General features: G+C 50.3%; 13 protein-coding genes. 4 read left to right on the top strand and 9 right to left on the bottom strand.

Annotation, left to right across the window (positions count from 1 at the left end; genetic code table 11):
* Window positions 1-32: 32 nt before the first annotated feature.
* The 4 genes from ACZ5ZV_RS20165 to hemW all read right to left on the bottom strand — a co-directional run bounded on the left by ACZ5ZV_RS20165 (window position 33) and on the right by hemW (window position 4471).
* Complete coding sequence (locus ACZ5ZV_RS20165; RefSeq protein WP_464119060.1) at window positions 33-1700, bottom strand: ABC transporter substrate-binding protein; 1668 nt, start codon at window positions 1698-1700, stop codon at window positions 33-35.
* A complete protein-coding gene (locus ACZ5ZV_RS20160) occupies window positions 1697-2683 on the bottom strand; it encodes a DnaJ C-terminal domain-containing protein (protein ID WP_464119059.1) in 987 nt (328 codons plus the stop codon). Before ACZ5ZV_RS20160 ends, ACZ5ZV_RS20165 begins: the two co-directional genes overlap by 4 nt.
* A gap of 11 nt (window positions 2684-2694) precedes the next feature.
* The gene (gene grpE, locus ACZ5ZV_RS20155) at window positions 2695-3213 is read right to left on the bottom strand and encodes a nucleotide exchange factor GrpE (RefSeq protein ID WP_464119058.1); all 519 of its coding nucleotides are present in this window, start codon (window positions 3211-3213) and stop codon (window positions 2695-2697) included.
* Window positions 3214-3289: 76 nt separating this feature from the next.
* A complete protein-coding gene (gene hemW / locus ACZ5ZV_RS20150; protein WP_464119056.1) occupies window positions 3290-4471 on the bottom strand; it encodes a radical SAM family heme chaperone HemW in 1182 nt (393 codons plus the stop codon).
* Between the two features lie 16 nt (window positions 4472-4487).
* Here hemW and ACZ5ZV_RS20145 point away from each other — a divergent pair, with 16 nt between their 5' ends.
* Complete coding sequence (locus ACZ5ZV_RS20145; protein WP_464119055.1) at window positions 4488-7097, top strand: M16 family metallopeptidase; 2610 nt, start codon at window positions 4488-4490, stop codon at window positions 7095-7097.
* 3 nt (window positions 7098-7100) lie between these two features.
* On the opposite strand, the gene ACZ5ZV_RS20140 is transcribed toward ACZ5ZV_RS20145, so the two are convergent.
* A complete protein-coding gene (locus ACZ5ZV_RS20140) occupies window positions 7101-8159 on the bottom strand; it encodes a hypothetical protein (protein ID WP_464119054.1) in 1059 nt (352 codons plus the stop codon).
* A gap of 141 nt (window positions 8160-8300) precedes the next feature.
* Here ACZ5ZV_RS20140 and ACZ5ZV_RS20135 point away from each other — a divergent pair, with 141 nt between their 5' ends.
* Genes ACZ5ZV_RS20135 through tatC form a run of 3 tightly spaced genes read left to right on the top strand, consistent with a single transcriptional unit; the run spans window position 8301 to window position 10051 of the window.
* Complete coding sequence (locus ACZ5ZV_RS20135) at window positions 8301-8939, top strand: hypothetical protein (protein WP_464119052.1); 639 nt, start codon at window positions 8301-8303, stop codon at window positions 8937-8939.
* A 33-nt stretch (window positions 8940-8972) separates the two neighbouring features.
* On the top strand, window positions 8973-9293 hold the full coding sequence (locus tag ACZ5ZV_RS20130; protein ID WP_464119051.1) for a twin-arginine translocase TatA/TatE family subunit: 321 nt from the start codon (window positions 8973-8975) through the stop codon (window positions 9291-9293).
* Window positions 9290-10051 (top strand): twin-arginine translocase subunit TatC, encoded by a 762-nt coding sequence (tatC, locus tag ACZ5ZV_RS20125; protein ID WP_464119050.1) that lies wholly within the window; start codon window positions 9290-9292, stop codon window positions 10049-10051. Before ACZ5ZV_RS20130 ends, tatC begins: the two co-directional genes overlap by 4 nt.
* Before the next feature lie 63 nt (window positions 10052-10114).
* Here the strand turns inward: tatC and ACZ5ZV_RS20120 are convergent, their stop codons facing one another.
* The 4 genes from ACZ5ZV_RS20120 to ACZ5ZV_RS20105 all read right to left on the bottom strand — a co-directional run bounded on the left by ACZ5ZV_RS20120 (window position 10115) and on the right by ACZ5ZV_RS20105 (window position 15092).
* Window positions 10115-10642: an acyl-CoA carboxylase biotin carboxyl carrier protein subunit gene (locus tag ACZ5ZV_RS20120; RefSeq protein ID WP_464119049.1), complete on the bottom strand. Its 528-nt coding sequence runs from the start codon at window positions 10640-10642 to the stop codon at window positions 10115-10117.
* A 2-nt stretch (window positions 10643-10644) separates the two neighbouring features.
* On the bottom strand, window positions 10645-12147 hold the full coding sequence (gene accC / locus ACZ5ZV_RS20115; RefSeq protein WP_464119048.1) for an acetyl-CoA carboxylase biotin carboxylase subunit: 1503 nt from the start codon (window positions 12145-12147) through the stop codon (window positions 10645-10647).
* Between the two features lie 8 nt (window positions 12148-12155).
* Window positions 12156-13724 (bottom strand): acyl-CoA carboxylase subunit beta, encoded by a 1569-nt coding sequence (locus ACZ5ZV_RS20110; protein ID WP_464119047.1) that lies wholly within the window; start codon window positions 13722-13724, stop codon window positions 12156-12158.
* A 138-nt stretch (window positions 13725-13862) separates the two neighbouring features.
* The gene (locus ACZ5ZV_RS20105) at window positions 13863-15092 is read right to left on the bottom strand and encodes a S8 family peptidase (RefSeq protein WP_464119046.1); all 1230 of its coding nucleotides are present in this window, start codon (window positions 15090-15092) and stop codon (window positions 13863-13865) included.
* Between the last annotated feature and the right edge of the window lie 144 nt (window positions 15093-15236).

Below are 15236 nucleotides of genomic sequence, written 5' to 3'. Positions count from 1 at the left end.
TAAAAAATCGCCATTAATTTAACTTATGGGACTTATTTGCGGATTCTAAGCGGAATAACTTCGCCTTTTTCGATAGTTAGCGTGGTTACCGGGCGTTCGATCTCGCGTTCAGCATTAATACTGAGGCTTCCTAGGCTTCCAGGGAAGCGGTTGAGCTCGGACATCTTTTTGACCAAGTCCTCGCGCGAACTGGCGCCTGCGGCGATCAGCTGGCGCAGGATCAAACCCGCATCATAGGCCTGAATCTCGATCAGGGAGGGCTCTTCGTTATACAAAGAGCGGTATTCCCCCACGAAACGTGAACGGTCTTGGGAAGACGGACTCATACTGTCTACAAAGATCAGGCTTTGTGCGAAGTTCCCGGCACGTTTGGCAATGTCCTTGGTGTTCCAAAGATTAGTGCCCAGCAATTTTACGCCGCGAACATCGTTATAGGAAAGCATCGCAGAAATCTGACCCATCGCGCGTGCGCTGTCGGGGATGAAGATGCCGTCGAAGTCCACGATCGGAGGCAAAACATTTTCCAGATTAGATTGTCGCACGGAGTGTTTTTTCCCGGACTGTTGCAGTTCTTTAAGACGCAGATTGAATTCGTCCTGACGGGCTTCGCCAAAATAGGTGCCCACAAGCCGCTGAATCACCAGGCGGAAGTCCGTTTCTTTTACAGAATAGGTCTGAACCGCAGTGATTTCCCCACCCCGAGCCAGCACTTCATCCCAGAAGATATTTGTGAATTCAATGCCGTAGGGATCGTTGGGATAAAGAATTGCAAACTTCTTCATGCCCAGATCTTCCATGGCAGTACGAACCAGGGCGCGCACCTGCATGCCGCTGGTCAGGGAGTTTCTGAAAACAGTCGGGCCAATTTCTGTCAGTCCGGAACGCTGAGAAAGGGCGATCGTCGGAACTCCGAGTTCATCGGATTTCGCTGCGACGGCCGGAGCTGTCTTTGAAAGCAGGCTTCCCACGATCGCGATGACATTGTCCTCTTTCACAAGGCGTTCAACTCCTCGACGGGCAGAGTCGGGATTGCCTTCGCTGTCCATAACGGCCAGCTTAAAACCAGAGCCCGGAATATGAAGGCCCAGGCCCATTTCCAGCCCACGAAGCGCGCGCTGACCAACAGGAGCATTACGCCCGCTGAGCGGCAGGACAACACCCACAGTCTGGGACTGAACGTTTTTAGCCGAATCAAGCTGCAGGATGATTTCCTGCGCACGCAAGGCCAGGTCGCTTCCCGGGATGAATTCGGTCACGGAGTTGAAGTATTTGCGCGCATCGGAGGTGTCTTTTTTATCCAGGGAAATCTCTCCCAGACGGAACATGGCGTGTCCGCGCAGAAAGCCAAAATCAGAATCGTCTGCAACATCCTCAAGCTGGTCTTCGTTCAGCTTGTTTTCCACCACATCAATGGCGCGCAGGCGGAAGGACTCCTGATCCTGTTTGTTTGGAGCTTGAACTGTCTGGGTTACCAGACTTTTGAGTTGATTCAAAATATCGCCCGATGCTGCAGGAGTGGAGATATGTTCCGACACAACCTGCTCTGGCGGTTTCCCGGCTGTCATTCCGCCGACGGTCTTTGGTTTTTTCGCTGACGCTGTTGTGGTTGCCGCTGGCTTTAATGGGGCGCGCTTGGTTGCCACTGTCGTACAAGAAGTCAAAAGACCGGCCGTAAGCAGAAGCGAGAAGGTGGACTTCATTTTCTATTCCTCATAAGTTGGGATACTTTTTCCTGGAAGGCCTTAACCAAAGGACTGGATTCACCGCTCTTAGCAAGTTCTTCCATAAGCTCCTTTTGTCGGCTGGATAAAGTGCTGGGTGTGTCGACCAGAATTCGCACAAGCATGTCACCAGATCCAAATCCGCCAAGTTTCGGGAAACCCTTTCCTTTCAGACGGAAAGTCTGACCGGAGTGGGTGCCCGGAGGAATGCGAATCATGGCTTTGCCCGTTAATGTTGGGACTTCAATGTTGGTGCCCAGAATGGCGTCGGTATAAATGATGGGAAGATCCAGTGTGACGTCATTTTCGCTGCGTTTGAAAAGGGGATGTTCTTGAATATTGATAATGACGTACAAATCCCCTGCGGTGGCCCCCGCAGAAGCGTCACCCTCACCGGCAAGCTTCAGGCGTTGACCTTCTTTCACACCAGCAGGCACGTTCACAGACAGTTTGGCGGGCTCTTCGCGGCCGCCACGTTGTCTCATAAAGCTAATGACTTTTTCACAGCCCAGTGCGGATTCTTCAAAAGAGATATTCAAAGTGTAGCGCAGGTCTGTGCCTTTGCTGGGACGGCGCGGACGAGCCCCGGGGCCCCGAGCCGAACCAAAGATATCGCCGAAGACATCCCCGAAAATATCCTGGAAAGGATCCCCACCCTGAGAAGAGGATCCGGCTCCACCAAATCCACCAAAGCCACCAGCTCCACCAAAGGGACCTCCGGCTCCGCCGCCGAAGCCCTGAGCTCCGGCATGACCGAACTGGTCGTACATTTCACGCTTTTTGGTGTCACTGAGAACCTCATAGGCCTCGGTGATTTCTTTGAACTTTTCTTCGGCTTTCTTGTCACCCGGGTTTTTGTCCGGATGATACTGCATCGCCAGCTTGCGGTAGGATTTTTTAATTTCCTCCGGAGTGGCAGATCGAGAAACATTCAAAATGGAGTAAAAGTCTTTCTTAGACAATCAACACTCACTTACTCTGGCTTCTTCGCAACGACGACTTGGCCAGGTCTGATCACTTTGTCATGAAGTTTGTAAGGTTTCTTAAATACGCGCAGGATATGGCCAGGGGCTACCTGATCAGTTGCTTCGCTGCTTAGAGCATCGTGCACCGCCGGATCAAACGGAACCCCTTGAGCCGGAATTTCAGTGACGTTATGGCGCTGCAAAAGACTGCGCAGTTCCTGGGCGGTCATTTCCACACCTTGTTTGAAGGTCAGGAAGTTTTCTGCGTTGATGTTGACGCTCAAAGCGCGTTCGAAGTTATCCACAACTTCCAAGAGGTCGCGAACCAGGCGTTCGCCGCCGTATTTCATCATCTCCGAGCGCTCTTTGATCGCATTGCGTTTGTAGTTTTCAAACTCAGCACGCATATAAAGGAAGTCGTTTTTGAACTTTTCAGCCTGCTCTTGAAGCTTTTGGATCTCAGAAGCACTGTCGGCATTTTCTGAAGGAGGAATATTCGTATTTTGAGAGTTATTTTCTTCTGACATGAGACGTCCTTTCGCAATACTTAAGATTGTGTATTCACGAGATATTGTCAATGTCAGGAGGGTCGGAGAAAAACTCCTAGTCCTGTGATAAATCTTCTTTGAGGAAGGTCAACTCCTGGAAAATTCGGTTGCTCAACACAAGGCCGTCGCGAGTCAGCGACCAATGCCCGTTGTCATGCTGAATCCAGGCCTTTTCTTCCAGTTTCGAAAGAATTTGAACCACTTTGTCACAGGTGCTCGCAGGGAACTTGGACCGAAGTTGCTCAATATTGAGTCCGCGCATCAGACGCATGGAGGTATGACAAAAGTCCGTAAGAGCTTGGTGCATCTCTAAAACTTCCACCTGGCTTTCGGGCAAATGGAGCGCAGGGGAAGTAAACTGCTGTCCGTCAAAGGCCAGAACTTGTTTCTGGTAATCATTGATGTTGTTGATATTCCAATACCGCGTGCCCCACGAAGACTCCTTGGAATAAGAATGGGCACTCAGTCCCAGGCCCCAATATGGCTCATCCACCCAATACAGCAGGTTGTGACGGGATTCGAAGCCGGGCAGCGCAAAGTTGGAAATTTCGTACTGCCTGAATCCGGTCTTAGTCAGTTCGTCGGCAATGATATCAAACATTTCAATCTGTTCGTCATCAATCGGGCGTCCTTTTGAAAGGGGATGCCCATCGGGCACCGTCAGACAATAAGGGCTGATGTGACGCGCTCCCTGTTCCACGGCAATCTGCACATCCCGGCGCAGGCCCTCGACAGTTTGGGACGGCAACGCAAACAGAATATCGAAGCTGAAGTTCAGATTGTGGGCCCGTAAAAGGTCGAGCGTTTCCAGGGTTTGCTTCGCGGAATGTTCGCGATGAACCATCTTCAACAGGCGATCATCAAAAGTTTGAGCACCCACACTGAAACGGTTCACGCCGTTATCGATGTAGGTTTTCAATTTGTCTTCATTCACGGTCGCCGGGTTGATCTCGATTGTGATTTCGGTGTCAGGTCTAGTTGTAAATCCATATCTACCCAGCTCTTTGATAATCGCTACAATGAGATGAGCAGGGATGAGGCTCGGCGTGCCTCCGCCAAAGTAGATCGTATCCAGACTTTGTGGGGTGTAATAGCCGTGCTTCTGACGGATCTCCTTGAACAGGAGTTCCACATACTGTTCGGGCGGCAAAATCTTGCTTTGCTCATAGGTGGCAAAGTCACAGTAAGTGCAACGCTGAATGCAGTAGGGAATGTGGATATAGACGCCAAATGCCATGGGAGTTATGTAGAGTATGTCTAAGAAATTTCAACTAAAAAACGGTCTGAAGGTCCTTTTCCTGGAAAGCCATAAGTCTCCAGTGGTCTCAGTGCAAATGTGGGTGAAAACAGGCTCTGCCGATGAAAAAAAGGGTGAAGAGGGGATTTCTCACTTTATCGAGCATTTGGTCTTTAAGGGCACCCGCAAATACAAGGTGGGGGAGATCGCAGCCACGGTCGAGGGTTCCGGCGGGGAGCTCAATGCTTACACCTCATTTGACCAGACGGTCTTCTATGTGACCATTTCCAAGCAGTTCTCGGATGTGGCACTGGACGTGATCAGTGAGATGATGGGTTATCCGACCTTTGATCCGCAAGAGATCGACAACGAACGTGAAGTTGTTATCGAGGAAATCAAACGCGGGCAGGACAGTCCGGGCCGCCGGGCCAGTCAGCTGTTGTTCACCAACGTCTTCCAAAAAAGCCCTTACGGAATTCCGGTGATTGGTTATGACAAGGTTGTCAGAAAAGTCTCTGCGAAAAAAATCCGCGAGTTCTATCAATCCCGCTACGTGCCGTCCAACATGTTCCTGGTGGTCTCTGGTGACTTTGATTCCAAGGATATGAAGGCCCGCGTGCAAAAAATGTTCGGGGGCTTTGAACCGTTCAAACTGCGCAAGGTGGCTCGTAAAAAAGAACCAGCACAAAAAAACATCCGCATCAAAGTGGAGCAGGCCAAATTTGAACAGACGACGGCTTACCTGACCTGGCGTATTCCGAATGTAAAACACAAAGACATCGCCGCCCTGGAAGTGATGTCGGCGATTTTAGGCCAAGGGGATTCGTGTCGTCTGATGCAGACCCTGCGTATTAAAGAGCCTTTGACCAACTCTGTCGGATCTTTTGCCTACTCTATGCAGGATGATGGTTTGTTCGCGGTTTCCCTGGGATTGGAAAAGGAAAATCTAAGCAAAGCCCTCACCGCGTTGATCCCGGAACTGGTGCGCCTTGTAACCGAACCACCCACGGTGGCAGAGATGCAAAAAGCCATGACTAATTTTGCCAGCCACGAAGTCTATTCGATGGAAACGGTGGATAACATCGCCCGCAAAGCCGGAAGTAATGAGTTCTATTATGGCGATCATGATTATTATAAGAAGTACATGAAGCAGGTCTATGCCCTGAAACCTGACGACATTCTGAAGATCTCTAGAAAGTATCTGAAAGCGGATTCTTTTGGTCTTTCCATGATGACCAATATGGATAAAAAAGCCGCAGAAAAAACCCTGAAGACCTTTGCCAAAGATCTGAAGAAGGCTTTGAAGGAAGCCAAGGTCAGCAAACAAAAGCCTGCGAAGTTTGTGGCAAAAAAATTCAACATCAACGTAGGGGCCAGCAGCAAGGCTCCAAAAACCGAACGCATCGTGCTGGATTCCGGAGCCACTTTGTTGATTCGTGAGCAAAGTGACACGCCTTACGTGGCAATGAAGGCCGCCTTCTTGGGGGGCGCACGCGTGGAAGAAGAGGGGCAAAGTGGCCTGACCGAGCTCTTTGCGCGCAACTGGCTGTCAGGGTCAGGAAAATTCACGGAAGACGATATCAATCTTCGGGTCGATGAGCTGGCAGCGGGTATTGGGGCATTCGGAGGCAGAAACTCTGCGGGTCTTTCCATGGACTATCTGTCACCGTTTGAAGATAAAATGTTAGAGATCTATGCAGACTCCCTGCTGGCGCCACAGTTCCCGGAAGCCATCCTGGAGCGTGAAAAAGTGGTTTTGAAAAATCAAATCAAAGCCCGCAACGACAATCCGGCACAACTTTGCATCTTAAGCTTCATGCAGGAGATCTTTAAGGGACATCCTTACGCACGCGATCTGGTGGGAAGTGAGGCCAGTGTAAATGCCATCACGGCCGACTCTTTGCGTGGATACTATAAGAAAATTGCCAACCCTAAAAACCTGACTTTTGCTGTGGTCGGAGATGTCGATACTAAAAAATGGGTGAAGACTTTGAATGAAATCACCAAGGAGCTTCCCAAAGGGGAGCGAGTGAAAAATCATTTTGCGGCTCCCGTGATCAAAGAATCCAAACATCTTTATCGCGAACTCAAGAAAGAACAAAGTCACATTATCGTGGGATATCAGGGCCTGACACTTTCAAGTCCGGAACGCTACACACTGGAAATTATTCAGTCCATCCTCAGTGGTCAGGGTGGAAGATTGTTCCTGGAGCTTCGTGATAAAAACTCTTTGGCGTATTCTGTTTCGCCGATGCATATGGAAGGCATCGAATGTGGATATTTCGGTGGATATATCGGTTGTTCACCAGAGAAAGCAGACAAGGCTATCCAGATGCTGAAAGAAGAATTCAACAAACTGGCAACCACGATGGTTCCGGCAGAGGAACTGGTTCGTGCCCAGAGATACCTGATCGGACGCCACGATATCGAGTTGCAGCGTAAGGGCACGATCGGCAATGCCATCTTGTTCGATGATATCTATGGACTGGATTATCGCGAAAGCCTGGATGTCGCCGACAAGTACTTCTCAGTGACGGCGGAAGATGTGCGGAAGCTGGCGCAGAGGATCTTTGCGCAGCCTTCAGTTGTCAGTCTGGTAGGACCTTCGGATGTGAAGGCCGGTTAGCTTCTAAAGCTCCCGGCGGAAGTCCTCGATGATCTGCTGGTTGAGCCTCTCAATTTCATTGATGCCAAGAGGTCCGATTTCATCGGGCTTCTTGGCCAGAATCTCTGACAGGTTCCTTTCAAGAATCGCAAAAACCTTCGGAATCAAATTCTTGCGGTAGTTGTCGCTTTTAAGACGGCTCTTGGTGATCTTCCACAGCTCCCAGCGCGCCGGAAGGAAAGCGTAATAGACGTCCGTCGCATACTTGGATTCGACGTTTTGTTCTTTCTTCCAGGCCGCTCGATTCAGATGATGACGACCATCACTGAAGTCCCGCAGGAGAAGTCCTTCCGGAGAATGGTCCCGGGATCTCTGCTCTGCATTCTTTAATATATCACTTATGCTTCTGGGATCACGGGTGGTGGCCAGGGTTACAGAGTCAGCAAAGAGTTCGTGCAAACCACTGCGCAGATTCCAGAAGGACGTCAGTTGCTGCAGTCGTTTCGTCACAAACATGGCCTCGGCCCTTTTTTCTTCAGCCAGAGTTTTCAGGCGTATCTGTTCGTTTCCGGTGGCCCAGCTGGCCTGTTCTCCAAGCGCATCAGCCTCGGCGTGCAGGATGTCTTCTTTGCTCGTCAGTTCAAGATTCTCCTGGCGCAGATGTTTGTAGCTTTCCAGGTCGCGCATCAGATTTTTTTCAAAGACGGCGTGTGAGTACTCGTGAATCAGAATGTTCTGATTGATGGCAGGATGTTTGTTTCCCATCACTGAAGGGCGCAGTCCCACGGAAATGGCAAAATCCCTGACATCAAAAAGTGAAAAGGCAAAAACGTTGTCGACGAAAACGCGAGCCTCCGTCGCGGGCTGCAGGGGAGCCAGCAAGGAATCCACCTGTAGAATTGTTTTGGCAAAATCTGCCGCCGCCGGTCCGTACAAGGCGGAAGGGCGAACTTCAATGCGCCCATTCAGGGCATAGTCCGAAGAAAAGATCGGGCCGCACTGCTCGCCGCCGAAGGCATAGGCGGACCCAGCCGCAAAAGGGCTGAGCGCTGCAAAAAAGATAATCAGCCTTTTCAAATACATACGGTTTGCTCCTCTGCAAAGTGGCTCATGGGAGATGTAGCAAGGGCAGTGCCCAGGGGGGGTGTCTCAGATTGAGACTTTTGACCAGCTTTCACAAAAACAACTAACCGGAAGCCAAGTGAAATTTGTTAGACTATTAGTATGCGGGAGAAGCGTTCGACGACATCAACAGTTGAGCTTTTTGTAAGCCCCGAGGGCTACTTTCAGGAACTCGTTCAAAAGGGACTATCCCAGCGAAAGGTTCAGACGTATCCCTTGGTTGAAACCTATCTTGTAAATTTGTTGCAGCATTATTTGGATGCCCGCAATCTTTTCGATCCGGCCTATGCGACAGAAGGTGGTCAAAAGAATCCCACAACCCTGGCAGAGATGTATCTGACCGCTCAGAATGCCGACAGCGTGGTGCGTGCGGAGATGTTAAGAAAGCTGGGGGACCGGACTCTTTACATCAGCGGGTTCTTCGGCGACTCACTGTCGCGAAAAATTGTGGACGTGGACTACTATGCGGAAATCGGTGGAGCTGCTTACGCCTCCCTGGCTCATTGCACCCGTGAGGACACACTAGCCCGGGTGTATAACGTCTTTGCCGAACGCTTCCTGGAATTCGTGGACGTACTGACCTACATCAGCCATCATTCCCTAGTAAAAAGCGATGAGAGCATCCTGAGGCTCTATGAGCGCTATATGCGCACGGGCTCGGAACTGGCTCGTGAAAAGCTGGTTGAAATGGGTGTTTTGACTCTTCCTCAGGATCAAGTAAAGCTTGGCAAGCAGAGCTGATTCCACTATTCTGGCGCCATGTTTGGCCTAGGTATGTCTGAAATTGTCTTTCTTGCGGTTCTGGCCCTGATTGTGATCGGGCCGAAGGAACTTCCGGAGCTTGCAAGAACTTTGGGTCGTTTTTTGAACGAACTCAAGCGCAGCACCAATGTTTTGGGTGATGAACTGAAACAGCAGGTGCGCATGGACAAAATTGATCTTAACCAAACTATTCGCAATCCCAATCTGAACAACCATCAAGGACAACAAGACACAGCCCCCTTGGCTCCTGAGACCACGGACTCTGGCGAAAATCCCGAGCAACTGGAGTTTCCGCAGGCTGATGGCAAGTCCGAAGAGCAAAAGAATAAATGAAACGCGAAGAACTCGATTCCAAAGCCCAGTCCTTGTATGAGCACCTTGCTGACCTAAGAAAGATGCTGATCAACTGCGTTTGGATTCTGCTGATCGCGACAGGCATCTGCTACGGCTTCAGTGAAAAGATCTTTGATTTTGTCAGAGAACCCATTCGTCCTTATCTTCCGGGCGGGGGGTTGATCTACACTGGTCCCCTGGATAAGTTTATCGCCCATCTGAAGCTGTCCTTCGTGTGTGGTATTCTGCTGTCTTGCCCGTTCTGGCTTTATCAGGTGTGGAAATTTGTGGCTCCGGGACTTTATGCAAAAGAACGTAAATACACGATGGGCTTTATTATTTCCGGAACCGGCCTGTTTGTGCTGGGGGCAGCTTTCTCGTATTGGATTGCCTTGCCCATGGCCTTCCAGTTCCTGATGACATTCGGGGGCGATGTCGACAAGCCCATGATCTCCATTGATCAGTACATGGGCTTTTTCACCCAGATGTGCCTGATGTTTGGTGTGGCGTTTGAGTTGCCATTGGTGATCATTGTTCTGGGCATGATGGGAATTGTCAGTCAGGCCTTTTTACGCAAGAACCGTCGTTATGCCGTTATGACGATTGCGGTGATCGCCGCGATCATCACACCGCCGGATCTTTTGAGCATGGTGATGATGTTGGCTCCAATGTGGATTCTGTTTGAAGTCGCCGTCTTGATTGTCGGGGTCTTTGAAAAGAAGCGCGAAGAAGCTTACGCTGTGAATGAGCGAGAATAAGGTATAAAAAACCCGCATCCTTCTGAAAGATGCGGGTTTTTCTTTTAAAGTTCAAAGGGCCGATTAGGGCTCTTCGAACTTGATCAGAACGGCACCGGATTCAACCGAATCACCCTGTTTTACGCGGATCTCTTTGATTTTCACATCGCGAGTCGCACGCATTTCGTTTTCCATTTTCATCGCTTCCATAATCAAAAGCGGCTTGTTGGCTTTAACGATCTCACCTTCTTTGGCGAAGATCTCGATGATCTTACCAGGCATGCCGGATTTCAGCTCCTGATCGCCACCGAAACCGCCACCTTTCTTCAGGGATTCATGCAAAAGCATTTCATCATTGAAGACTTTGATGGTGCGGAAAGAGTTACGAGTGAAGACCGTGTACTCTGTGTCCTGTCCGATCACGTCGATCAGATAGGACTTACCGCCAAACAGGAAGCTGATGTATTGTTCAGCCTGTTTGTAGTCGTTTTTGGAGATGTCATAGTGGATCCAGTCTTTTCCCTCTTCCTGCAAGGAAACCTTCCAGGTTGTGCGGTGCTCGGTCACATCCACTTTAAATTTCTTACCTTTAAGTTCTGCCTCAAAATACATGACTACGTCCTCAATTGAAGTTTGCGGCTGACACGCTTCCAGTGGGAAGTCAGGTTCAGCTGGCGAACGTCTTTGGATTTGCGATCGTTGTAAGCCGTAATGGCCGCTGCGATCAGGAATACAGGGTCTTCAACTTCTTTGAAAAGATTTGGTTCGATAACTTCGAAGTTCTTTTCAATAAACTGAGTCGTGTAAGAGCCATCGCGGAATTTCGGGTGATCCAAAATAGTTTTATGAAGCACGATATTGGTTTTAATACCGGTCAACACGAACTCACTTAAGGCACGTTGCATTCTGTCGATCGCTTCCTCGCGGGTCTCGCCCCAAGTGATCACTTTGGCGATCATCGGGTCGTAGAAGATAGGCACTTCATAACCAGGGTACGCGTAAGAATCCACACGCATGAACGGACCTTGTGGGTGACGGCAAGCGCGAATCACACCAGGGTGTGGTTTGTACGTGATTGGATCTTCCGCACAGATACGGGCTTCAATCGCGTGGCCTTTTTGTTTGATGTCTTCTTGTTTGAAGCTCAAAGGTTTACCAGCGGCTACATAGATCTGCTCTTTCACCAGGTCATAGCCGGTCACGATTTCCGTGATTGGGTGTTCCACCTGAAGACGCGTATTCATCTCCATGAAGTAGAATTCTTTAGTGGCATTGTCGAAGATAAATTCAATCGTTCCTGCGCCCACGTAGTTAATCTGCTTGGCCGCGCGAACAGCCGCTTCACCCATGCGCAGGCGCACTTCGTGAGGTACAGAAGGGGACGGACATTCCTCGATGATCTTTTGGTGACGACGCTGAACAGAGCATTCACGTTCAAACAAGTGAACGTGGTTGTTGTGTTTATCGCCGAACACCTGGATCTCGATGTGTTTTGGATCGTTGATGAACTTTTCGATGTAAACAGTCGGATCTGCGAAATAGTTCTGGCCTTCAGAGCGGCAGGCACGGAACGCACTTTCCAGCTCGTCCATCTGACGAACCACACGCATCCCTTTACCGCCACCACCAGCCGAAGCTTTGATGATGATCGGCAGGCCGATTTTTTCTGCGATCTTCTGGGCCTCTTCAACGGTTTCAACGCCGCCGTCAGATCCCGGAACAGTTGGTACACCGGCTTTTTTCATCAACGCTTTAGCAGAAAGCTTGTCACCCATGGCCTCGATATTTGCAACCGTTGGGCCGATGAAGGTGATGCCAGCTTCTTCCAGTGCTTTGGCGAAAGTGGTGTTTTCAGACAGGAAGCCATAACCCGGGTGAACAGCGTCCACGCCGGCTTTTTTACAGACTTCGATGATCTTGTTATAATTCAAATAACTTTCACGGGAAGGGGAAGGACCAATGTGGTAGGCCTCATCCGCCAAAAACACGTGCAAACTGTCGCGGTCCGCATCGGAAAACACCGCCACAGACGCAATACCCAGCTCACGACAAGCACGAGTGATACGAATGGCGATTTCTCCGCGGTTGGCGATCAGGATTTTTTTAAACAATGCCATGTTCGCTCCTACAGAGGGATGTTTCCGTGCTTTTTAGCCGGAGTGATATCACGTTTATGTTTCAACATTTCCAAAGAGTCGATGATGCGCTTACGAGTCATTGCTGGCTCGATGACTTCATCGGTGTAGCCCAATTCTGCAGACACATAAGGGTTGCTGAACTTGGCTTCATACTCTGCCGTCAGGCGTGCGCGTTCGGCCACAGGGTCTTTGGCTTTGTTGATCTCTTCGCGGAAGATGATGCTCACTGCACCGTCAGCGCCCATCACGGCGATTTCCGCAGAAGGGTACGCCAGATTCACGTCCGAACGAAGAAGCTTGGAACCCATAACGATGTAAGCACCACCGTAAGCTTTACGAGTGATAACAGTGATTTTCGGCACAGTCGCTTCCGCATAAGCGTAAAGCAATTTGGCACCGTGAGTGATGATGCCGTTCCATTCCTGGTCTTTACCAGGCAGGAAGCCCGGAACGTCCACGAAAGAAACAACCGGGATGTTGAAGGCGTCACAGAAGCGAATGAAACGAGCGCCTTTGCGGGATGCCTCGATATTCAAACAACCAGCCAGGATGTTGGGCTGATTGGCCACGATACCCACTGGGCGACCGTTAAAGCGCGCAAAGCCCACGATCAGGTTTTGTGCGAAGTGTTTGTGCACCTCCAGGAAGTAACCTTCATCCACGCACTCTGTGATGACAGAGATCATGTCGTAAGGCTTCTTTGGATTTTCCGGAATAAGGGTGTTTAGCGATTCAGTCAAGCGGTCCGGACGATCGTTGGTTGGCAGCACCGGAGCATCGTCAAGATTGTTGGACGGAAGGAAGTTCATCATTTCACGAATCAGAAGCAAGCAATGCTTGTCGTCTTCAGCCGCAAAGTGCGCCACGCCGGATTTGGCAGAGTGAGTGGTTGCTCCACCCAATTCTTCTTTTGTTACATCTTCGTGAGTCACAGTCTTGATAACATCAGGACCTGTCACGAACATGTAAGAGGTGTTTTTCACCATGAAGACAAAGTCAGTGATGGACGGGGAGTAAACCGCACCACCCGCGCACGGGCCCATGATGGCTGTGATCTGAGGAATCAAACCGGAAGCCATGGTGTTGCGCGTGAAGATGTCCGCATATCCACCCAGGGATTCGATACCTTCCTGAATGCGCGCACCACCAGAGTCATTGATAGAAATGAAAGGGGCGCCGTTTTTCATCGCCAGATCCATGACTTTGCAGATCTTGTTGGCTTGAGTGCGGGACATGGAGCCACCAATGACGGTGAAATCCTGAGAAGACAAATAAACCAGTTTGCCGTTGATACGACCGTAACCCGTGATGACACCATCGCCAGGAACTACAGACTTATCCATGCCGAAGTTTGTGCAACGGTGAGAAACAAAACGATCCATTTCAACAAAGCTGCCCGGATCCAATAAAACATCCACGCGCTCACGTGCTGTAAGGCGTCCGCCTTGTTTGTGTTTGGCAACGCGAGCAGCGCCACCACCAGCCATTGCGGCTTCGTTTCTTTTTTCAAGATCTGCTAGGCGAGCTTGAATGCCAGATGAAACTTCTGTGCTCATACAATTCCTTTTCTTAATGAGGAACCATCCTCAAAAAACAGGGAACCAATCTAGCATGAGAGCCTAAAGAATCATCTTAAAACTAGGACGCGGAGCGCACTGTTTACACTCCGCACAACTCGGTCTATCTTATTGAATTTATGGAACTAACTGACGAAGAGTGGTCAGGGCCTTTTCGACGTTGATACGCCCTCGAGTATTTACTTTAAACTCGTGTCCGGCCTCGACGTCCACCGAGCGCAAAATCGCCTCTTTAATTTGGCTTGCGGTGGCCTCAGGTTTGGCGCTCCAAAGCAGGGCCGCAGTCCCGCTGACAAACGGAGCGGCCATGCTTGTTCCTTCCATATATGCGATCGAATTTCCTGGAACCGTGCTTAAAATTCTTTCGCCCGGAGCCGCCACATGCACCAGATTGAAGCCACGATTCGACCACGAGGTCATGAAATCAGAAACGGAGGCTGCCGCCACAGTGATCTGATTGGACATGTTAAAGGATGCCGGGAATTCAGGATACACGTCGACGTCACGTCCATCGTTTCCTGCGGCCACCACCACGAGGATGCCCTGACGTTGTAATTCGTTAAAGGCATTGCGCAGAGATGCCACACAAGGAGCTCCCCCCCAGCTGGCGTTGATGATCTTTGCACCGCGCTTGGCGGAATATTGCAAAGCCAAAACGGCATCGCCTAAGGAGCCACCACCATCATTTGAGATAAACTGCGCAGGAATGATCTGGGCCTGAGGGGCTACGCCTTCGACGCTGCCATAGCGGGAATCCGCTGCAATAATGCCAGCCACGTGAGAACCATGCGAGCTGGGTGTTTGATTGCTGCCGGGCTGGGATACGAACGCAGCTCCATAGTAGTCATCGACAATGCCGTTTCCATCGTCGTCTTTGCCGTTGTTGGGAATTTCACCCGAGTTCACGGCAATACGCGGAAGAAGTTGGGGATGACTGACGTCCACGTAGGCGTCCACCACAGCGACTTTGACGTCTTGACCATAGATGCCCTGACTCCAGACCGAAGGGGCTCCAATGCGCTCTTGCCCCCAGCTGTCGGTGAAGCCCGAGGTGCGCACTTCATTAGAGGTTTGCAGTTGAATCACTCGATCGTAATCCACGTGCTTAATATTTTCTAATTGTGGCTTGATGAAGTTCTCTTTGAACTCATCGGCGTTCGCAGCCGTTTCGGTTGTGAAACTGCCGTCCTCCCACTGGACGATAAATTTATTTTCGATGGCCTGGCCCCGACATGCACTTGAGTCAAGAGCGCCATTTTCTGGAAAGACGGATTCAGCGGATTTTTTGCTACATGCTGCTAATACAAAGACGCAAGCGACCGCCGAGAGAATTTTCTGAACATCCATGTTCACTCCCTGTGCGGGCCGTAGAGGTCCCATCAATGGGACGCCTATCAAAGGCCCGACCGGTTAGCTCTTCGGTCATTATATGTCTTATTTTGAGGCTAAAAATTCGAAACTAGACTGGACCTTTTTGCCAGGTCCAATCCA

The organism is Bdellovibrio sp. HAGR004 (genome assembly GCF_055397015.1).
The sequence above is the reverse complement of the archived record's forward strand: the minus strand, read 5'-3'. Positions and strand labels throughout refer to the sequence as shown.